We start from the raw sequence: 21,141 nt of genomic DNA, 5'->3' as shown, positions 1-21,141 counted from the left end.
CGGCGCACGGGGCGCCGGGCCGGACCGCTCGGGACGTCAGGCGGAGGCGCGCTCCGCCGCGTCGACGACGTTCGCGAGGAGCATCGCGCGCGTCATCGGGCCGACCCCGCCGGGGTTCGGCGAGATCCAGCCGGCGACCTCGGCGACGTCGGGCGCGGCGTCCCCCACGACGCGGCTCTTGCCCGTCTCGGGGTCGACCTCGCGCGAGACGCCGACGTCGATGACGACGGCGCCGGGCTTCACCATGTCGCGCGTGACGATCCCACGGACGCCCGCGGCCGCGACGACGACGTCGGCGCGGCGCACGAGCGCGGGGAGGTCCGTCGTGCCGGTGTGCGTCAGCGTCACGGTCGCGTTGACCGCGCGCCGCGTGAGCAGCAGGCCGATCGAGCGGCCGACGGTGACGCCGCGCCCCACGACCACGACCTCCTTGCCCGCGAGGGAGATGCCGTGCCGCTCGACGAGCTCGATGATCCCGCGCGGCGTGCACGGGAGCGGCGACGTGACCTCCTCGTTGACGCGCAGCACGAGCCGGCCGAGGTTGGTCGGGTGCAGCCCGTCCGCGTCCTTGGCCGGGTCGATGAGCTCGAGCACGCGGTTCGTGTCGATGCCCCGCGGGAGCGGGAGCTGCACGATGTACCCCGTGCAGGCCGGGTCCTCGTTGAGGCGTCGGACGGCGGCCTCGATGTCCTCCTGCGTCGCGTCGCCCGGCAGGTCCTCCCGGATCGACGCGAGCCCGACCTCCGCGCAGTCGCGGTGCTTGCCCGCGACGTACCACTGCGACCCCGGGTCGTCGCCGACGAGGAGCGTCCCCAGGCCGGGCACGACGCCCTTCTCCGCGAGGACCGCGAGGCGGTCCTTGAGCTCCGCCTTGATCGCGGCGGCGGTGGCCTTGCCGTCGAGGATCCGCGCGGTCACTGCTGGAGGCCCGGGTACAGCGGGAAGTCGGCCGTGAGCTTCTGCACGCGGGCGCGCAGCGCGTCGGTGTCGGTCGCGGCACCCTCGCGCAGCGCGGTCGCGATGATCTCGGCGACCTCGGTGAACTCGGCGTCGCCGAAGCCGCGGGTCGCGAGCGCCGGCGTGCCGATGCGCAGGCCGGACGTGACGCGCGGCGGGCGCGGGTCGAACGGCACGGCGTTGCGGTTCACGGTGATGCCGACCTCGTGCAGGAGGTCCTCGGCCTGCTGGCCGTCGAGCGCCGAGTGGCGCAGGTCGACGAGGACGAGGTGCACGTCGGTGCCGCCCGTGAGGACCGAGACGCCGGCCTCGGCGACGTCGGCCTGGGTCAGGCGGTCCGCGATGATGCTCGCGCCGCGCAGGGTGCGCTCCTGGCGGTCGCGGAAGCCGTCCGTGGCCGCGACCTTGAACGACACGGCTTTGGCCGCGACGACATGCATGAGCGGGCCGCCCTGCTGGCCCGGGAACACGGCCGAGTCGATCTTCTTGGCGTACTCCTCCTTGCTGAGGATGAAGCCGGAGCGGGGGCCGCCGATCGTCTTGTGGACCGTGGAGGACACGACGTCCGCGTACGGCACCGGGGACGGGTGCAGGCCCGCGGCCACGAGGCCCGCGAAGTGCGCCATGTCCACCCACAGCTTCGCGCCGGCCTCGTCCGCGATCTCGCGGAACGCCGCGAAGTCGAGGTGGCGCGGGTACGCGGACCAGCCGGCGATGATGACGTCGGGGCGGGTCTCGAGGGCCTGCTTGCGGACCTCGTCCATCTCGACGCGGTACGACTGCGGGTCCACCCCGTAGGCGGAGACGTCGTAGAGCTTGCCGGAGAAGTTGATCTTCATGCCGTGCGTGAGGTGGCCGCCGTGCGCCAGCTCGAGGCCGAGGATCCGGTCGCCCTTGTTGATGAGCGCGTGCAGGACGGCGGCGTTCGCCTGGGCGCCCGAGTGCGGCTGGACGTTGACGTGCTCCGCGCCGAACAGCGACTTGGCACGGGCGATCGCGAGGTTCTCCGCGATGTCGACCTGCTCGCAGCCGCCGTAGTAGCGGCGGCCCGGGTAGCCCTCGGCGTACTTGTTGGTGAGCACGGAGCCCTGCGCCTGCAGGACGGCGCGCGGGACGAAGTTCTCGGACGCGATCATCTCGAGGGTGTCGCGCTGGCGCGCGAGCTCCCCGTCGAGGACGGCCGCGATCTCGGGGTCGAGCTCGGCGAGCGGGGTGTCGAGGACGTTGTCGGCTGGCTGGGCGCTCATGGCGTCTCCTCCGCGGGTGTCTGGCAGTCGTCGTCGGTGGTCACGTTCCCGGCTCGCCGGGTACGCCCCACCAGGGGGTGACCCGGGGCCCAGGCGAACGACCCGTCGTCTGCACAGCGTGCCGCTCCCCGGTGGTGATCCACCATCCCCCGGCCCACGGCTCGTGCGGGGCACGAGGCGTCGGGGCGGGTTGCGCCAGTCGCGACGCGATCGATCCTAACCCACGCCCCCGGGCCGCGGGAGCCCTCCCGGACGCGCGCCGTCGGGCACCCCCGTGCGGAGGTGCCCGACGGCGCGCCGCCCGCGCGGGCGGTCAGCGCAGGGCCGCGCGGCGCTTGCTGACGATGTCGAACGCGACCGCGGCGAGCAGGACCAGGCCCTTGATCGCCTGCTGCCACGCGGCGTCGACGGCCATGATCGACAGGCCCATGTTGAGCACGCCCATGATGAGCGCACCGATCATGGCGCCCGAGATGCGACCGACGCCGCCCGTGACCGCGGTCCCGCCGATGAAGCACGCGGCGATCGCGTCGAGCTCGTAGTTGACGCCCGCGCCCGCGACGCCGGCTCCGGCGCGCGACGTCGTGATGACCGCGGCGACCGCGGCGAGCACGCCCATGTTGACGAAGATGCCGAAGTCGACGCGCTTGGCGCTGACCCCCGACAGGACGGCGGCGTGCCGGTTGCCGCCGATCGCGTAGACGTGACGGCCGAACACGCTGCGGTTGAGGACGAACGAGTACGCGATGATCAGCGCGCCGACGATGAGGAGCACGATCGGCGTGCCGCCTGCGCTCAGCGCGAGCCAGTACGTGACGACCCCGATGAGCAGGGCCGCGACGACGACCTTGACGACGTAGGCCGACATCGGCTCGACCGAGAGCCCGTGCTTGCGCAGCGCGGTCCGCGAGCGCCACTGCGCGACGGCGAACGCGACGATCCCGATCGCCCCGACGCACAGCGTGACGACGTCGAGGTCCCCGACGAACCCGAACCAGTTGGGCAGGGAACCGTTGCTGATCGCCTTGAAGCCGCCGGGCAGCCCCGCGACGGTCGTGCCGACGAGGACGATCGCGAGCCCGCGGAAGACGAGCATCCCGGCGAGCGTCACGATGAACGCGGGGATGCCGACGTAGGCGACCCAGAAGCCCTGCCAGACGCCGACGAGCGCCCCCACGACGAGCGAGAGCAGCACGGCGACGAGCCAGGGCAGCTCCCACTGCGTCATCATGATGGCGCACAGCCCGCCGACGAAGGCCACGACGGACCCGACGGACAGGTCGATGTGCCCGGCCACGATCACCATGACCATGCCGATCGCGAGCACCATGACGTAGGCGTTCTGCTGCACGAGGCTCGCGACGTTGTTGGGGTAGAGCAGGCGCCCGTCGGTGAGCACCTGGAAGAGCAGGACGATGACGAGCAGAGCCGCGACGATGCCGTACTGGCGGACGTTGCGGCCGAGGTACTCCCTGACGGCGTTCATCGGACGGTGACTCCCTTGTCCATGGTCATGTAGTGCATGAGGGTCTCCTGCGTCGCCTCGGCGCGGGCGACCTCGCCCGTGATCCGCCCCTGGCTCATCGCGTAGATGCGGTCGCAGATGCCGAGGAGCTCGGGCAGCTCGGAGGAGATCACGAGGACGGCCTTGCCCGCGTCGGCGAGCGCGTTGACGATCGAGTAGATCTCGTACTTGGCGCCGACGTCGATCCCGCGCGTGGGCTCGTCGAGGATGAGGACGTCGGGGTCGGAGAAGACCCACTTGCCGAGCACGACCTTCTGCTGGTTCCCGCCGGAGAGCTTGCCCACGAGGGACTCCACCGTGGGCGACTTGATGCCGAAGTCGCGGCGGTAGCGCTCCGCGACCGTGACCTCCTCCTCGCGCTGCACGACGCCCCAGCGCGCGACCTTGCCGAGCGCGGACGCGGAGATGTTCTCGCGGATCGTCTGGATGAGGTTGAGGCCGTAGCGCTTGCGGTCCTCGGTCGCGTACGCGAGCCCGTGCGAGATCGCCTCCGCGACCGTGCGGGTGCGCACGGGGACGCCGTCCTTGTAGACGGTCCCCGAGATGCGCGTGCCGTACGCGTGCCCGAACACGCTCATGGCGAGCTCGGTGCGGCCCGCGCCCATGAGGCCGGCGAGCCCGACGATCTCGCCCGCGTGCACCGTGAGGTTCGCGTGGTCCACGACGACGCGCTCGGTGTCGACGGGGTGGTGCGCCGTCCAGTCCTCGATCCGCAGGACCTCGGCCCCGACCGACGGCTCGCGCGCCGGGAACCGGCTCTCGAGCGCGCGCCCGACCATCCCGCGGATGATCCGGTCCTCGCTCACGGGCTCGTCGCCGTGCAGGTCGAGCGTCTCGATCGTGCGCCCGTCGCGCAGGATCGTCACGCGGTCCGCGATCGCGGCGATCTCGTTGAGCTTGTGGGAGATGATGATCGAGGTGATGCCGGCCTCGCGGAACTGGTCGATGAGGCCGAGCAGGTGCGCGCTGTCCTCGTCGTTGAGCGCCGCCGTCGGCTCGTCGAGGATGAGCAGGTCGACGCGCTTGGACAGCGCCTTGGCGATCTCGACGAGCTGCTGCTTGCCGACCCCGATGTCCGCCGCGAGCGTCGCGGGGCTCTCGGCGAGCCCCACCCGCTCGAGCAGGAGGGCCGCCTCAGCGGCCGTCCGGTTCCAGTCGACGACGCCGCCGCTCGCCTTCTCGTTGCCGAGGAAGATGTTCTCGGCGATCGAGAGGAACGGGACGAGCGCGAGCTCCTGGTGGATGATGACGACGCCGCGCGCCTCGCTGTCGCGGATCCCCCGGAACTCGCAGGGCCGGCCGTCCAGGAGGACGTCGCCCGTGTACGAGCCGTGCGGGTACACCCCGGACAGGATCTTCATGAGGGTCGACTTGCCGGCCCCGTTCTCCCCGCAGATCGCGTGCACCTCGCCGCGACGCACCTCGAGCGTCACGTCCTGCAGCGCCTTGACGCCGGGGAACTCCTTGCTGATGGCGTGCATCTCGAGGATGTTCCCCGTCTCGAGCACGTTCTCGAGAACCATCCCAGCTCCTGTCTGGTCCACGGGCGGGTCGACGACGCCGCCCGGCGTTCGGGTGGTCCCGCCCGGCCCCACGAGTGGTCGTGGGGCCGGGCGGGCGGGCGGGGCGGCGCGCGGCAGCCCCGCCCCGGTCACAGACCGAGCTGCTCGGCGGTGTAGAAGCCCGACCCGACGAGCCGGTCCTCGACCGTGTCGGCCGTGACGACCTCCGGCGGGAGCAGGTACGAGGGCACGACCTTGGCGCCGTTGTCGTACGTCTCGGTGTCGTTGACCTCGACCTCGCCGCCCTCGACGATCTGCTGGACCATCGTGGCGACCTGGTCGCCGAGCGTGCGCGTGTCCTTCCACACCGTCATGGACTGCTTGCCCGCGAGCATGTTCTTCACGTTCGCCTCGTCGGCGTCCTGCCCCGTGACGATCGGCCAGTCCTCCGGCGTGTAGGCCGCGCCCTCGAGCGCCTGCTCGATGCCGAGCGCGAGCGAGTCGTTCGGCGACAGGACGACGTCGACCTTCTTGTCCGTGTAGAAGGAGTTGAGCCGGTTCTCCATCTCCGACTGGGCCTTCGCGGACTCCCAGCCCTGGATGCCGATCGACGCCCAGTCGTCGGCCGTCGCGGGCGCCTTGCCGGACGGCACGACGAGCTGCCCCGACTCGATGTAGGGGCTCAGCACGTCCCACGCGCCCTTGAAGAAGAACTTCGCGTTGTTGTCGTCGGGCGAGCCGGAGAACGGCTCGAGGTTGAACGGCCCGGCGCCGCCCTCGAGGCCCAGCTGGTCGACGATGAACTGGCCCTGGAGCGTCCCGACGAGCTCGTTGTCGAACGTCGCGTAGTAGTCGACGTGCTCGGAGCCGTTGATGAGGCGGTCGTACGCGATGACCGGGACGTCGTTCTCGGCCGCCTGGTCGAGCACCGGGCCGAGCGCGGTGCCGTCGATCGAGGCGATGACGAGCACGTCGGCGCCCTGGTTGATCATGTTCTGGAGCTGCGTGATCTGCTGGTCGACCTTGTTGTCGGCGTACTGCAGCGTCGTCTCGAACCCGGCCTCCTGGAGCAGGCCCTCGAGGTGCTCGCCGTCGTTGTTCCAGCGCTCGAGGCTACGGGTCGGCATCGCGATGCCGACGAGGGTCTCCCCCGCGTCGGCGGTCGTCTCGCCGTCACCCGACTCGCTCGCCCGCTCCGCGCTGCACGCGGCGAGCGAACCGACCAGGAGTGCGGTCCCCGCGAGCGCGGCGACCCTTCTGCGCAAGGACGTCATCGTCGTTCCCTCTCGTCGTCGAAGGCCGTGCCCCCGTTCCCGGGCGGCACGACGGGCCGTGGCTCTCGTGCGGGCGTCCGACGTCGGACGGGACCGCTTCCACGGGCACGGCAGGGAACGTAGCCAGGGTTGAGTTCGACAGTCAAGCGCTAGGTGGCCACCTTTACCGAATTGTGTTCGAGGCTCTAACTCATCGGGTGAGCCGCGCTCCGACCCGTCCGAGAACGGGCCGAACGTGTAATCTGCGGCCTGTGAACAGCGACCGGTCCACCCCCGGATCGCAGACCTCCCTCCGAGAAGCGAACCGACTCCGGATCGTCGACGCGATCCGTCGCTACGGAGGGCTGACCCAGGTCGAGCTCGCGGAGGCGACGGGGCTCTCGACGGCGACCGTGTCGACGATCGTCAAGGAGCTCACGGGCGCCGGGGTCGTCGACACACGCCCCACGTCTCGCTCCGGGCGCCGCGCGCAGATGGTCACGCTGGCCCGGCGGCTCGGCGTGGTGGCCGCCGTCCAGTTCGGGCGGCGTCGCCTCACCGTGGCCCTCGGGGACCCGAACCGCGAGATCCTCGCCGAGCAGCACATGCCGCTGCCCGTCGACCACCGCCTCGACACGGGCCTCGACCGTGCGGCGCTGCTCGTCGTCGAGCTGCTCGAGCGCGTCGGGGCCTCCATGGACGAGCTGCTGACCGTCGGCGTCGCCCTGCCCGCCCCCGTCGACGAGGACACCGGGATGATCTCGGTGCGCGGCGTCCTGCGGGGCTGGGACGACGTCCACGTGGGCCAGGTGCTCGCCAAGCGCCTGGCCCGGCCCGTGCTGGTCGACAACGACGCCAACCTCGCGGCGCTCGCCGAGCACCAGCTCGGCGCGACCCGGGGGTACCGCGACTCGATCTTCGTGCGCGCGTCGTACGGCACGGGCGCCGGCATCGTGCTCGGGGGTCGGCTCCACCGCGGCTACGCCGGCACCGCGGGCGAGATCGGCCACGTCCAGGTGGACCCGTCCGGGCCCATCTGCCGGTGCGGCAACCGCGGGTGCCTGGAGACCGTCGTCGGCTCCGACGCCCTGCTCGCGCTCGTCCGCACGAGCCACGGGGAGCTCACCCTGAACGACCTCGTCCAGGAGGCGCTCGACGGCGACCCCGGCTGCCGGCGCGTCGTCGCCGACGCCGGCGACCGCATCGGCGCCGTGGTCGCCGCTCTCGCGACCGCGCTCAACCCCCGGGCCGTCGTCGTGGGCGGCGAGCTCGCCGCGACCGGTGACGTGCTCCTCGGCCCGCTGCGCGAGTCGATGCGCCGCCACCTCGTGCCCAACACCATCGCCCCGGTCGAGGTCCTCGCCTCCGACCTGGGCGCCCGCGCCGAGATCCTCGGCGCGCTCGCCCTCGCGCTCGCCGCGACCGACCTGGCCAACGACGGCCTCGCGGTCGCGCCCTCCCCCTCCACCGAAGGTGACCCGTCGTGACCTCCACCCCCGCCCCGCCGGCGCTCGCGCTGCACGGCATCGACAAGTCCTTCGGCGCCGTCCAGGCGCTCACCGGCGTCGAGCTCGAGATCCACCGCCACGAGGTCGTGGCGCTCGTCGGCGACAACGGCGCCGGGAAGTCGACCCTCGCGAAGATCGTCGCGGGCGTGCTCACCCCGGACGCCGGCATGATCGAGTCCGACGGCGTGCCCGTCACCATCCCGAGCCCCGTGGCCGCGCACGCCCTCGGGATCGCCACCGTCTTCCAGGACCTCGCGCTGTGCGACAACCTCGACGTCGTCTCGAACCTCTACCTGGGGCGCGAGCTGCGCCGCGGTCGCGGGCTCGACGAGGTCACCATGGAGGAGACCGCGCGCCGCGTGCTCGCCGACCTCAACGCCCGCGTGCCGTCGGTGCGGGTGCCGGTCTCGACGCTCTCCGGCGGGCAGCGCCAGAGCGTCGCGATCGCGCGCACGCTGCTCGGCGAGCCCCGGATCGTCGTGCTCGACGAGCCGACCGCGGCGCTCTCTGTCGCGCAGTCCGCGGAGGTCCTCACGCACATCCAGCGGCTGCGCGACATGGGGCACGCGGTCATCCTCATCAGCCACAACATGACCGACGTGCGCGCCGTCGCCGACCGCGTCGAGGTGCTGCGCCACGGACGCAACAACGGCAGCTTCTCCGGTCCCGGCGCGAGCTACGAGGAGATCATCGCCGCGATCACCGGGGCGACGACCGGCGTCGGCGGCTCGCGCGACCGGGTGAACGCCGGACCCTTCGGCCCGCGGGGCTGAGGGCCCCCGCGACGCCCGTCAGGCGCGGGGCTCGTCGCCCACCTCGGCGGCGCCGAGGATGCGGCGCAGGTAGGTGTAGGTGAGGTCGCCGGCCGCCTTGTCGTACTGCTCCTCGTAGCCGTGCTTGGTGTACATGGCGAGGTTCTGCTTGGAGTCCTTGCCCGTGAAGACCCAGATCTCGGTGGTCTGCTCCGGCAGGTACGGCAGCACCTCGAAGAGCATCTGCGTGCCGATGCCGCGTCCCTGCATGTCGGGTGCCACGGCGAGCCGTCCGAGCGTCGCCTTGGTCTCCTCGATCTCGACGCGCACGGAGCCGACGAGGCGCGGGCCGAGCCAGGCGCCGATCGTCACGACGTCCTCGCGCGCGAGGTCCTCGCGCAGCTCGTGGAGGGTCTGGGTCAGCGGGGGGATGTTCGGGTCCTGGTACAGCTGCGCCTCGGTGACGAACGCCGCCCGGCGCAGGGTCAGGAGCTCACCTGCCTCGGCGTCGGTGACGAGGCGGGTCGTGATCTGCGCGTCGCTCATGGGCTCATGGTGTCAGACATCCGCGCGCGGTACCGCGGCGTCCCGGGTGATGTCGGGCGCCCCCGTCCGCGGGCGGGACGACGGCCGCACCCGCCGGGGTGCGCGACTACCCTCTGAGGGGTGTCCACGACTGACCCCGGCGTCGCGCCCCGCGCGACCGACGCCCCCGCCGCGCAGCCCCCGACCGACGACCCCACGCACTGGGTCCTCACGCTCTCGTGCCCCGACGGTCCGGGGATCGTGCACGCGGTCGCGGGGGCCCTCGCGCGCCTCGGCGGCAACATCACCGAGTCGCAGCAGTTCGGCGACCCGCTCTCGGGCCTGTTCTTCATGCGCGTCCAGGTCACGGCGGCCGCGTCGCGCGACGCGATCGAGCACGCCGTCGGCGAGGTCGCGGCGCGCTTCGCGATGACGTGGCAGCTCGACGTCGTGGGGCGCCGGGTGCGCACCCTGCTCATGGTCTCGAAGGCGCCGCACTGCCTCGTCGACCTGCTCTACCGCGAGCGCTCGCAGGGCATGCCGATCGACGTCGTCGGCGTCGTCGGCAACCACCGGGACCTCGAGGACATCGCGACCTTCTACGGCAAGCCGTTCCACCACGTGCCCGTGACCCGCGACACCAAGGCCGAGGCGGAGGCCCGGCTGCGCACGCTCGTCGACGAGCTCGACGTCGAGCTGGTCGTCCTCGCGCGCTACATGCAGATCCTCTCCGACGACCTGTGCCGCGAGATGCCCGGCCGCATCATCAACATCCACCACTCGTTCCTGCCGAGCTTCAAGGGCGCGCGGCCCTACGCCCAGGCGCACGACCGCGGCGTCAAGCTCATCGGCGCGACGTCGCACTACGTGACCGGCGACCTCGACGAGGGCCCGATCATCGAGCAGGACGTCGAGCGCGTGGACCACTCCCGCCGCGTCGAGGACCTGGTCGCGATCGGCGAGGACGTCGAGCGCCAGACGCTCGCGCGCGCCGTGCGGTGGCACGCCGAGCACCGGGTGCTGCTCGACGGGCATCGCACGGTCGTCTTCCGCTGAGGCCCGGACGGCGGCCGCGCGCGGCCGCCGTCAGAGCGGCAGCTTGAACCCCTCGTGGGACTGCTCGTAGCCGAGCGACCGGTAGAAGCGGTGGGCGTCGTCGCGCCGCTTGTCGGACGTGAGCTGCGCGAGGGTGCAGCCGCGGTCCCGCCCCCACGCGTGGGCCCACGCCATCATGGCCCGGCCGACGCCCCGGCCCCGCAGCCGGCGGTCCACGCGGACCGCCTCGACCAGCAGCCGGGAGGCTCCGCGGCGGGAGATGCCCGGGACCACGGTGAGCTGCATGGTGCCCACGACCTCGCCGTCACGCTCCACGACGACCAGGGCGTTGTTCGGGTCCGCGTCGATCGCGGCGAACGCCGCCTCGTGCTCCGGGCCGACGTCGCCGGTGCGGTCGCGGGCGATCGCGTCGTCGGCGATGAGCCCGACCACGCGGGGCAGGTCGGCGGCGACGGCCGGGCGGAAGGCGAGTCCCGCCGTCGGGCGGACGGCGGGCCGGGGCGAGGTGGTCACGGCTCGCGACCGTAGCACCCGCCCCGCGAACAGAGCACAGGGAGCTCCCGAGGGAGAGCCGAGGTCCCCCGAGGGAGAGCCACGGTCCGCCGAGGTAGAGCCCTGGTGAGGACCAGGGCTCTACCTCGGCGTTCGGCTCAGGAGCAGGTGACCGCCTCGTGCTCGACGGTGAAGGTCGAGGTGACCTCCTCGCCGTCGACCACCGCGGTGGCGGTCACCGTGGCCTCGCCGGCCGCGACCGCCTTCTGGCGCGTCGCGAACGACTGGTAGGCGTTCTTGCCGGGCGCGACGTCCGCGACCGCCTTCTGCCCGAACGGCGTGGCGAGCCGGACGTCGACCGGCACGGCGCCGTCGTTCGTCGCCCGGACCGCGACGTACGCCTTGCCCGCGAGGCAGCGCGTCTGCACGTCGACGGACACGGGCAGCTCCGCCCCGGCCTGCGGCTCCACGAGGACGGCGACGGACCGCCCGGGGACGGTCACCGTGCCGGTGGCCACGTCCCAGGCGGTGCCGCGCACGACGTCGTCGCTCCCCTCCTGCTGCACGGGCGAGAGCACGTACTCGCGGCCCGCGAGCGCGGACAGCGGGACGGTGACCTCGTCCGGGGAGGCGTTGAAGACGGCGAGCAGACCGTCGAGCGCGGGGTCGACGTCGGTGCCGACGGTGTCGTCCACCGCCATCGCCACGACGCCCGGAACCTGGTCCGGCCCGGCACCCGGGAAGGTGACCTTCTCCCGGATGAGCTCCGGGTCGCCGAGCCGGAACAGCTCGGTCGAGTGCCGCAGCCGCAGGAGGTCCTGCGCCTGCGCAGACGCGGTGGCGATGTCGTCGGGCGACGGCTTGAGCGCCGGGTCCGCGAGGAGCGGGGCCATGAGCGGCCACTTGTCCTCGTTGTCGGCCGCCATCGGCAGGCCCTTGCCGAACCCGTTGTCCTGACCGGTCCAGTCGATCGCGTTGAACCAGTCGCCCGAGTCGTAGCTGTTGCGGTCGAGCGACTTCGACCGCAACAGGTCGGTGCCCGCGTGCCAGAACGACGGCGTCTGGGAGAGCGCCGCGGTCGCGAGCGAGACCGTGTTCATGCGCACGCGCTCGTCCATCGGCGTGTCGGCCGGGAGCTTGAGCGCGAGCAGGTCGAACAGCGTCTCGTTGTCGTGCGCGTCGACGTAGGTCACGACCTCCTCGGGCGAGTCGGCGTAGCCGGCCGGCGCCCCGCGGTAGTCGATCTCGTCGCCGCGCTTCTCCTCGCCCGTCGACGTGACGAGCGTGTAGTCGCGCAGGTTGCCCGCGAGGCCGAGACGCACGAGGTCGGTCTGGTGACCGAGGTCGGCGAGCTCGTCTGCGGACCCGTCGTTCACGGTCCCCGGCTCCCCCGCCCGGGCGGGCTGCCCGTTCGGGTCGGTCGCCAGGCCCGTGCCGAAGCCCTGCGTGAACGTCGTGGCGCCGTCGACGGGCGAGCCGCCGTGCACCGCGTCGCGCAGCCGGTCGGAGAAGGTCCCGATGCCCGTGCCGCCGAGCTGGCCCTGCGTGGCCTGCTCGAACAGCGCGTTGCCCGCGACCTCGCCGAAGTCCCAGCCCTCGCCGTACAGGTAGACGGACTTCCCGTCGACGCCGTCCTCGGCGAGCGTGAGCTCGTCGAGCGCGGCCCGGACGTCGAGCATGTTCTGCTTCGAGTGGTGGCCCATGAGGTCGAAGCGGAACCCGTCGACGCGGTAGTCCTTCGCCCACGTGACGACCGAGTCGACCATGAGCTTGCCCGCCATCGCGTGCTCGGTCGCGACGTTCTGGCAGCACGTGCTCGTCTCGACGGAGCCGGTGGTCGGGTTCTGCCGGTGGTAGTAGCCCGGCACGACCTTGTCGAGGACGGACTTCGCGTCCTGCCCGCTCGCGGCGGTGTGGTTGAACACCTGGTCGAGCACGACCTGCAGCCCGGCACCGTGGAGCGAGCCGACCATGGTGCGGAACTCGGCCACGCGCGCGCCGCCGTCCGCGTCGACCGCGTACGACCCCTCCGGCGTGCTGAAGTGCCACGGGTCGTAGCCCCAGTTGAACCCGTCCTGCGCCTGCACCGCCGCGACCGCGGCCTGCTGCTCGGGCGAGTCGGGCGCGAACCCGGTGAGGTCGCCGGTCGTGGCCTGGGCCGCGCGGTCCTCGGGGATCGACGCGATGTCGAACGTCGGGAGCAGGTGCACCGTGGTGACGCCCGCGTCCGCGAGCTCGCGCAGGTGCGTCATGCCGGCCGAGTCCTTCTCCGCGAACGCGAGGTACGTGCCGCGCCGCTCCGCCGGGACCGTCTCGTCGGCGATCGAGAAGTCCCGGACGTGGAGCTCGTAGATCGTCTGGTCGACCGACCGCTCGACGACCGGGGCGGGCGTGCCCTCCCAGGCGCTCGGGCGGAACGCGGGGTCGTCGAGGTCGACGGCCACCGAGTGCGTGGAGTCGAGCGTCAGGCCCACCGAGTACGGGTCGGTGACGACGTTCGTCTCGACCTTCCCCGTGCTCGGGACGTAGACCTGCACCTCGTAGAGGTAGCGCGCGCCCTTCCAGCCGACGGCCGCGCCGCCGAGCTTCTTGTCGGCCGCCTTGCCGTCGAGGGTCCACGTGCCGTCGGCCTGGCGGGCTGCCTCGAACCGGCGCGGGTCGTCGTCGAGCGACGCCCCCGCGGGCCACGCGAGCACCGAGACGGCCTTCGCCGTCGGCGCCCACAGCGCGAACGACGCCCACTTGCCGTTGGCGTGCCACGAGACGCCGAGCTCGCGCTCGGCGGCGTCCTCGGCGAACAGGTCGTCGACGACGCCCGGCACCTGGACCCCGGTCGCGGCCGTGAGCGCGCCGTCGTCGGCCCGGGTGACGAGCAGCTGGCCCATGAGCGCCGCCTCGACCTCCGCGCGGTCGAGCGGCTCGCCGTCGTCGAGCACGCGCAGCGCGGTGTGCCCGGCGAGCGCGGGGAACTCGGCCGCGACGTCGTCGGGCAGGCCCGACGGGTCGACCTGGAGCGTGTACGACGCCGTGCCCTCCGGGGCCTGCACCTCGCCGTCGGCGCCGCCCGGGGTGACCGAGAGCCCGCCCTCCGGGGCGGACCACAGGGTCCACTCGTCGCCCGTGCCGAGGTCGCCCGGCCAGGCGACGACGCCCTCGCGCACCCAGTGCGCGGCCTGCTGGCCGGTGCCCGGGAGCGGCGGGTTCGCGACGTCGATCGTCAGGACGTGGGACGCGAGGTCGTAGGAGAACGTGACCAGCTCGCCGTCGCCGACGGAGAACTGGTAGTTCGCCCCGTCGCGCGCGCCGCCGACGCCGTAGTTCTCGGCCCAGCTCAGGCCGTGCGCGACCTTGCCCTCGTACGCGCCGGCCGCGAGGCGGTCGGTCGACCAGGTGTAGACACCGTCGCCGTCCGGGTCCTTGAGCCAGGACGCCAGGCAGTCGGGCGCCCACGAGCCGGGGCAGCCGACCTGGTCCTGGAACGAGCCCGCGAGCGTGACGATCGGCCCCTGCGCGGTGCTCGAGAAGTCCTTGCTCACCGGGTCCCAGTAGAACGTCACCGGGCCGCCGGCCGTCGTGTACGTCGCGTTGGTGCCGTCCTGCACACCGCCGACGCCGTAGTTCACGGTCCACGAACCGTTGATCGCGACCTTGTACTCGTACGTCCCGGCGGGGACGTCGAACGTGCCCGCGTAGACGCCGTCCGCGCGCTTCGTGAGCTTCGCGGCCTCGCAGCCGGGTGCCCAGTCGCCCGCGCAGCCCATGGCCGCGTTGTGGCTGCCGGGCACGGTCACGAGGTCGATCTCGGGCTCGGGCTCCTCGCCCACGACCCCGCTCACGTCGACCCCGACGCTCGCGAACGTGGACGCGGCGGCGCGGTCGCCGTCGGCGTCGGTCGTCACCGCGCGGTACTCGACGAGCGTGCCGTCGGCGAGCCCCGCGACGTCGTGGAAGACGCGCGGTGCCGTGTCCTCCGCGGTGCCGAGCGGGTGCCACTCGGCGCTCCCGACCTCGCGCCACGCGAACGACGTCTCGGCCCACGCGTCCGGGTCGACGGTGGCGGTCACCGGCGCGACGCCCGTGACCGCTCCCCCGGCCTGCGGCACGGTGAGGGCGATGTCGCCCGACGAGTCCGCGCCGACCTCGCGGTCGGCCCGCAGCACGACCGTGCCCGTCGCCGGGACGGTCAGCGTGACGACGCCGTCGGCGTCGGCGGTGACGGGGGCGGCCTGCTCGCCGTAGAGCACCTCGTACGAGGCGCCGGGCGTGAGGGTCGTGAACGTCGCCGTCCGCTCCTGCGCCGCGTTGTTCAGTGCGACCAGGTGCTCGACCTTCTCCTCTCGGTCGACGCGGCTGAACGCGTACACGCCCGCGCCGTTCTCGACGTAGCGCTCCACCTGGGCGCCGTCGCCCAGCGCCGGGTGCGCCTCGCGCAGCGCGGCGAGCTCGGCGATGTGCGCGTAGAGCGGCGCGTCGGTGCCGAAGCGGTCCACGCTGCCCGCCTGCTCGCCGGTGACGAGCGGCTGGTCGGCGTACTCGTCGACCTGGGTCGCGAACAGGGTCTGGCGCGCGTCCTTGTCGCCGCCCTTCCCCGCGAAGCCCTGCTCGTCGCCGTAGTACACGACCGGCTGCCCGCGGGTCAGGTACATGAGGTCGTGCGCGAGCTCGTCGCGCGCGAGCGGGTCGTCGGTGCTCGCGAGCATGTACCCGACGCGGCCCATGTCGTGGTTGCCGAGGAACGTCGGCAGCGCCTGCGCGTTCGTCGTCGGCGTCGTGTACATGTCGTCGCTCGCGAAGAGCGACGCGAGGCCCTTGGCGCTGTTCCCGCTCGCGAAGCTCGTCGCGGCGGACTGGAACGTGAAGTCCAGCGTCGAGCTCATGTCCGTCTTGCGCACGTAGGGCGAGAGCTTCGCCGCGTCGGCGTCGTACACCTCGCCGAACATGAAGAAGTCGTCCTTGCCCTGCGCGTGCGCGTAGTCGAGGACCTCGGTGGTCCACGTCTCCCAGAACTCGAAGTTCACGTGCTTGACGGTGTCGATGCGGAAGCCGTCGATGCCGAGGTCGATCCAGTCCTGGTAGACGTCGACGAACCCGTCGACGACCGTCGGGTGCTCGGTCATGAGGTCGTCGAGGCCGTCGAAGTCCCCGTACGTCACGGACTCCCCGGTCCACGTCGAGTTGCCGCGGTTGTGGTACAGCGTCGGGTCGTTGAGCCAGGCCGGGACCTTGAGGTCCTCCTTGCCCGCGGGGACGACCGGCGTGTACGGGAACGACGTCGCGGCGTCCAGCGCCGGGAAGTCGCCGGTGCCCGCGTGGTCCGCCGGGTCGAACACGGTGCCCTCGGCGTCGCGGTACGGCGACGTGGCCTGGTCGACGTACGAGTACTGCTTCTCCTCGTAGTCGATCACGTCGGCCGTGTGGTTCGTGATGATGTCGAAGTAGACCTTGATCCCGCGGTCGTGCGCCTCGTCGATGAGCGCCTCGAGCTCGGCGTTGGTGCCGAGGTGCGGGTCGATCTGCGTGAAGTCGGTGATCCAGTAGCCGTGGTAGCCCGCCGACGCGTCGGCGCCCGTGCCCTGGACCGGCTGGTTCTTGAACGACGGCGTGAGCCAGATCGCCGTCGTGCCGAGGCCCTCGACGTAGTCGAGGTTCTGCCGCAGGCCCGCGATGTCGCCGCCCTGGTAGAAGCCCTTGTTCGTCGGGTCGAACCCGGAGACGAGCGGGTCGTCGCCGAGCCCCGCCGTGTCGTTCGACGGGTCGCCGTTCGCGAACCGGTCGGTCATGACGAAGTAGAAGCGCTCGTCCGACCCGGGCTGGCGCACGGGGGGCACCACGAGGTCGGCGTCCTGCGCCTCGTCGTAGCCGCCCGCGAGCCCGAGCGGCGTGAGCGCGATGCGGTGGGTCGACTCGTCGAACGTGACGCGCACGGTCGCGTCGCCGCCGAGCACGAGGGGCGCGTTGTCCTGGCCGCCCTCGCGCCCGTACGCCTCGTCCCACGCGTCGTCGTAGGCGACCTTGTACTCGTAGGTGCCCGCGGGCACCTCGAAGTCGGCGGACCAGATGCCGGCGGCGTCGGTGGGCGCGAGCTCGGTCGCCGCGCACGCGGGGTCCCAGTCGGCGGGGCAGCCGAGCTCGGACTGGAGGTCGCCCACGAGGGCGAGCGTGCGCTCGTCGGCCCCCGCGGCGGGGGCGGCGAACGCGGCGAGCGTGACGCCCGCGAGGCCCGAGGTGGCGAGCGCGACGGCGGTGACCGACGCCGTCGTGCGGGCCCCGCGCGTGCGGCGGGGCGTGGTGTCGGATGGGTGGGGCGACGGTGTGCGCGGGACGCGGCGACGTCGCGGCGTGGAGGTCATGAGGACTCCCTCGTCCGGTGGCTGGTGCGGGACCGCAGGCGTGAGCAGGCAGGTGCCGGCAAGGACGCGGACGACGGGACCAGCAGCGGGCGACGTCGACCGCGGCTTTCTCAGCGTACGGCTGAGCCGAACTGTACTGGTTGCAGAAAGTTGCAGCAAGGTTCGGCAAACGACGCGCCCGCGCCGTGCAACGCCGTTGCCCGGACACGACGAACCCGGGGTCGCCCCGCTCAGGAGGTCCTGACGGGGGCGGCCCCGGGTCCGGGAGGTCGCGGTGGTCAGCCCGCGAGATGGCCCCAGCGCGGGGCGAGCTCGGACCACGGCCCGACGGCGGCGACCCGGCCCTCGTCGAGCACGACCACGCGGTCCGCCCGGGCGAGCGCCGCGCGCTTGGACGTCGCGCCCACGACCGTGGTCCCCCGCTCGCGCAGCGACTCCCACAGCTCGATCTCCGTCGCCGCGTCGAGCGCGCTGGAGACGTCGTCGGCCAGCAGCAGCTCGGCGTCGGTCGCGAGCGCCCGCGCCAGGGCGAGCCGCTGGACCTGGCCGCCCGAGAGCCGGACGCCGCGGTGCCCGACGAGCGCCTCGTGCCCGCCCGCCTCGACGACGTCCCGCTCGAGACGCGCGGCCGCGACGGGCCCGTGGACGTCGCGCTCGTGGCCGAGCCGCACGTTGTCCGCGAACGTCCCGGAGAGCACGCGCGGCACCTGCGCGACGTGCGCGACCTGGCCCGGCCGCAGGAACGTCTGGGCGTCGACGACGTCCGTGCCGTTCCAGCGGATGCGGCCCGTGTGCTCCATGAGGCCCGCGAGCGCCGAGAGCAGGCTCGACTTGCCCGCGCCGACCTGCCCGAGCAGCAGGACGAGCTCGCCGCGGCCGACGGACAGGTCCACGTCCTGGACGCCGATCGTGCCGTCGTCGTGCAGCGCGGTCACGCCGTCCAGGTCGATCCGCTCGAGCGGCCGCCGGGGGCCCGGGTCGGGCGTGGGGGCGGCGCCCGTGAGCAGGTCGACGCCGGGCGGCAGGTCCATGAGGTCCGTCCCGGCGGCGAACCGGCTCGTCGCGCGCTGCCACGAGCGCGTGCCGGGCGCCTCGGTCACGACGGCGCCCGCGACGACCCCGAACCAGCCGAAGCCGGTCACGGCGTTGGCGACGAGGAGCGCCGTCGCGAGGTCCCACGTCCCGGTGAGCAGCCCGGCCCACGCCGCGACGACGCCGAGCTGGATCATGACGAGGGGGACACCGTCGAGCGCGGCCTGCACGCGGTGCTCGAAGACGGCGGCGCGCACGCGCCCGGCGTCCACCTCGCGCAGGTGCGCGTGCACCTGCGGCGTGCGGGCGGCGAGCTTCACCGTCCGCGCGGAGTCGAGCGCCGAGACGAGCGCGCGGCCGAACCGGGCGCGCGCGGCCGACGAGCGGGTCGCCGACCGCCCGGCGATCGGCCGCCCGAGCGCCGACGCCGCCGCGGACACCACCATGACGGCGAGGAGCACCGCGCCGGCGAGCCACGACCGGCTGAGCAGCGCGGTGACGCCCGCGATGACGAGGCCGTTGACGAAGTCGACCCAGCGGTCGGCGTACCGGACGAACCGGTCGGCGTCCATGGCGCGGGCGACGACCTCGCCGGGCGGCGTGGCCGTGAGCCGGTGCTGGCGGGTCTGGCCCGCCATGACCGCCATGCGCACGCGCAGCAGCACCTCGACCCACCAGCGCGGGTAGACGTACAGCGCCCACGCGAGGCACAGCGGCGCGACCACGAGCAGCACGGCGAGCGGCACGAGCTGGCGCGCCGGGAAGCCGGAGTCGAGGTCCTGGACCGCCTGGCCCCAGAGGAAGCCGGTGACGGCACCCTGGGCCGAGACGAGGCTCGTGACGAGGAACAGGACCGCGCCCACCACGCCCCACGCGGGGCGGACGAACAGGGCGTGCGCGACGCCGCGCGCGAGGCTCGGCCCGTCGCCCGGGTCGTCGAGGACCGGTGGCTCGCCGCGCCGTCGGCGTCCGCCGACCGCGTCGGAGGCGGGGGCCGCGGGCGTGTCGCCCTCGGCGCCCGCATGGTCCTGCGCGGCCGCGGGCGCGGCGGCGGGCGCCGGGTCGCCGGGCGCGAGGTCGTCGACGTCGTCGCCGCGCGGTCCGCCGTCCTGCGCGACGCTCGCGACGAGCAGGTCGCGGTAGGGACCGGGGGCGTGGGCGAGCGCGGCGCGCTCGCCCTGCTGCACGACCCGGCCGTGGTCGAGGACGGCCAGCAGCCCGGCCCGCTCGATCGTCGTGAGCCGGTGCGCCACGAGCACGCCCGTGCGCCCCGCGAGCAGCCGCTCCGACGCGGCGACGACGCGCGCCTCCGTGAGCGGGTCCATGCGCGCCGTCGCCTCGTCGAGCACGACGACCTGCACGTCGCGGACCAGCAGGCGCGCGAACGCGACGAGCTGCTCCTCCCCCGCCGAGAGCGACGTCCCGCCGGGACCGAGCAGGGTGTCCAGGCCGTCGGGCAGGCCCGCGACCCAGTCGTCGAGCCGCAGCTCGCGCACGGCGGCCTCGACGTCGGAGCGCGGGACGTCCGCGAACAGCGCGACGTTCTCCGCGAGCGTGCCCGCGAGGATCTCGGTGCGCTGCGTGACGACGCCGACCGCCGCGCGCAGCGCCTGGAGGTCGAGGTCGCGCACGTCCACGCCGCCGACGAGCACGGCGCCGCGCGGCGGCTCGACCGCGCGCGAGAGCAGCGACGCGAGGGTCGACTTGCCCGAGCCGGTGCGCCCGACGAGCGCGACCGTCTCCCCCGCGGGCACGTGCAGGTCCACCCCGTCGAGCGCGAACGTGCCCTCGGCGTAGGAGAAGTGCAGGTCGCGCACCTCGATCCCGACCGGCCCGGCGGGCAGCGTGCGCCCGCCCGTCGGCTCGGGCTCGACGGCGAGCATCTGCCGGATGCGCGTGAGCGCGCCCAGGCCCTCCTGGATGTCCGGGAGGTGGTGGACCAGGTTGTCCACCTGCCCGACGAAGAGCGCGGTCACGAGGAACAGGGTGACGAGCCGGTCGACGCCCAGGTCGCCGTCCGCGGCGAGCGCGGCGCCCGCCACGGCAACGCCCGCGAGCAGCGAGGCGAGCACGAGGCCGGCACGGCGGAGCATGCGCGCCTCGACGACGAGCACGGCCTCGAACTTCCGGTGCACCCGGGCAGAGCGCTCGGCGAGGCGCCGGATCGCGAACGACTGCCCGAGGCTCGTGCGCAGGTCGTCCCGCGCGGCGACGGACTCCTCGAACGCCGCGGCGTGGTCCGTCCACGCCATCTCCTCGATGACCTTGCGGCGCGCGATCTCGCCCAGCATCGGGCGCACGATGAACCACGCGACCGCCCCCAGCACCGGGAAGAGGACCCACGCCGGCCACCAGGTGAGGCCGGCGACGACCCACATCGGCAGCACGCCGACGACGGTGCGGCCCGCGCCCCAGAGCTGACGGCGCACGAGCGTGCCGACGGCGTGCGTGTCGTCGTCGACGCGGTCGAGCACCTCGCCGACCGCCTGCTCCGTGAGCGTGGCGAGCGGCTGGTGCAGCGCCGCGGTGAGGAGGTCGCCGCGCAGGCGGCCCTCGGCGCGGTCGACGACGCCCGCCCACACGACCTGGCCGACGGTGTCGAGCAGCGCCGCCCCGACGACGCACGCGGCGAGGAGCTGGAGCGTCGCCGTCGTCGGGTCCTCGGCGAGCCACCCGGCGATGACGGTGCCCAGCGCGGCGCCGACCGCGCCGACGGTGAGCGCGAGCAGCGCGAGGACGGCCTGCGGCCCGCGCAGGCGGCGCCAGTCCAGGCGCCGGGCGGGGTCGGTCGAGCGCGGGGCGGCGGCCGACGGCGCGGCGTGCGGGTCGGACGGGGGGTTCGTGGGCTGCTCGGTCGGCAGGGAGGCGTCGATCATGGCCCCACGACCCTACGGCGACCCACCCCCGCCGACGCAGGGATTTTCGCCGCCCGCAGCCCCTGC

General features: G+C 73.4%; 12 protein-coding genes and 1 riboswitch. Of the genes, 3 read left to right on the top strand and 9 right to left on the bottom strand.

Annotated elements, in window-relative coordinates; all coding sequences use genetic code 11:
• Positions 1–36 precede the first annotated feature (36 nt).
• The 5 genes from GWJ10_RS00985 to chvE form a co-directional block, all read right to left on the bottom strand.
• On the bottom strand, positions 37–918 hold the full coding sequence (locus GWJ10_RS00985; protein ID WP_076405135.1) for a bifunctional methylenetetrahydrofolate dehydrogenase/methenyltetrahydrofolate cyclohydrolase: 882 nt from the start codon (positions 916–918) through the stop codon (positions 37–39).
• A complete protein-coding gene (gene glyA / locus GWJ10_RS00980; protein WP_163184508.1) occupies positions 915–2,204 on the bottom strand; it encodes a serine hydroxymethyltransferase in 1,290 nt (429 codons plus the stop codon). The genes GWJ10_RS00985 and glyA overlap by 4 nt, the downstream gene beginning before the upstream one ends.
• Before the next feature lie 80 nt (positions 2,205–2,284).
• Positions 2,285–2,417, bottom strand: a riboswitch (ZMP/ZTP riboswitch).
• A 100-nt stretch (positions 2,418–2,517) separates the two neighbouring features.
• A complete protein-coding gene (gene mmsB / locus GWJ10_RS00975; RefSeq protein ID WP_021482570.1) occupies positions 2,518–3,690 on the bottom strand; it encodes a multiple monosaccharide ABC transporter permease in 1,173 nt (390 codons plus the stop codon).
• The gene (mmsA, locus tag GWJ10_RS00970) at positions 3,687–5,252 is read right to left on the bottom strand and encodes a multiple monosaccharide ABC transporter ATP-binding protein (RefSeq protein ID WP_021482571.1); all 1,566 of its coding nucleotides are present in this window, start codon (positions 5,250–5,252) and stop codon (positions 3,687–3,689) included. Before mmsA ends, mmsB begins: the two co-directional genes overlap by 4 nt.
• 128 nt (positions 5,253–5,380) lie before the next feature.
• Complete coding sequence (gene chvE / locus GWJ10_RS00965) at positions 5,381–6,505, bottom strand: multiple monosaccharide ABC transporter substrate-binding protein (protein ID WP_076405133.1); 1,125 nt, start codon at positions 6,503–6,505, stop codon at positions 5,381–5,383.
• Positions 6,506–6,756: 251 nt separating this feature from the next.
• Here chvE and GWJ10_RS00960 point away from each other — a divergent pair, with 251 nt between their 5' ends.
• Together GWJ10_RS00960 and GWJ10_RS00955 are read left to right on the top strand one after the other, a co-directional pair.
• The gene (locus tag GWJ10_RS00960) at positions 6,757–7,971 is read left to right on the top strand and encodes an ROK family transcriptional regulator (protein WP_076405132.1); all 1,215 of its coding nucleotides are present in this window, start codon (positions 6,757–6,759) and stop codon (positions 7,969–7,971) included.
• Positions 7,968–8,765, top strand: coding sequence for an ATP-binding cassette domain-containing protein (locus tag GWJ10_RS00955; RefSeq protein WP_163184506.1), 798 nt, complete (start codon positions 7,968–7,970; stop codon positions 8,763–8,765). The genes GWJ10_RS00960 and GWJ10_RS00955 overlap by 4 nt, the downstream gene beginning before the upstream one ends.
• A gap of 18 nt (positions 8,766–8,783) precedes the next feature.
• Here the strand turns inward: GWJ10_RS00955 and GWJ10_RS00950 are convergent, their stop codons facing one another.
• Entirely contained in the window at positions 8,784–9,290 is a 507-nt protein-coding gene (locus GWJ10_RS00950) for a GNAT family N-acetyltransferase (RefSeq protein ID WP_021481782.1), read from the bottom strand.
• A 120-nt stretch (positions 9,291–9,410) separates the two neighbouring features.
• Between GWJ10_RS00950 and purU the strand changes: the two genes are divergently transcribed.
• The gene (gene purU / locus GWJ10_RS00945) at positions 9,411–10,325 is read left to right on the top strand and encodes a formyltetrahydrofolate deformylase (RefSeq protein ID WP_163184505.1); all 915 of its coding nucleotides are present in this window, start codon (positions 9,411–9,413) and stop codon (positions 10,323–10,325) included.
• Positions 10,326–10,355: 30 nt separating this feature from the next.
• Here purU and GWJ10_RS00940 read toward each other — a convergent pair whose 3' ends face one another.
• The 3 genes from GWJ10_RS00940 to GWJ10_RS00930 all read right to left on the bottom strand — a co-directional run bounded on the left by GWJ10_RS00940 (position 10,356) and on the right by GWJ10_RS00930 (position 21,075).
• A complete protein-coding gene (locus GWJ10_RS00940) occupies positions 10,356–10,838 on the bottom strand; it encodes a GNAT family N-acetyltransferase (protein WP_163184504.1) in 483 nt (160 codons plus the stop codon).
• 137 nt (positions 10,839–10,975) lie between these two features.
• Positions 10,976–17,167, bottom strand: a complete 6,192-nt coding sequence (gene pulA, locus GWJ10_RS00935) for a pullulanase-type alpha-1,6-glucosidase (protein ID WP_206158300.1) — start codon at positions 17,165–17,167, stop codon at positions 10,976–10,978.
• A gap of 278 nt (positions 17,168–17,445) precedes the next feature.
• A complete protein-coding gene (locus GWJ10_RS00930; RefSeq protein WP_163184503.1) occupies positions 17,446–21,075 on the bottom strand; it encodes an ABC transporter ATP-binding protein in 3,630 nt (1,209 codons plus the stop codon).
• Between the last annotated feature and the right edge of the window lie 66 nt (positions 21,076–21,141).

Source organism: Cellulosimicrobium sp. SL-1 (assembly GCF_011033075.1).
GTDB lineage: Bacteria > Actinomycetota > Actinomycetes > Actinomycetales > Cellulomonadaceae > Cellulosimicrobium > Cellulosimicrobium funkei.
This window is presented reverse-complemented; position numbering and strand designations above follow the sequence as displayed.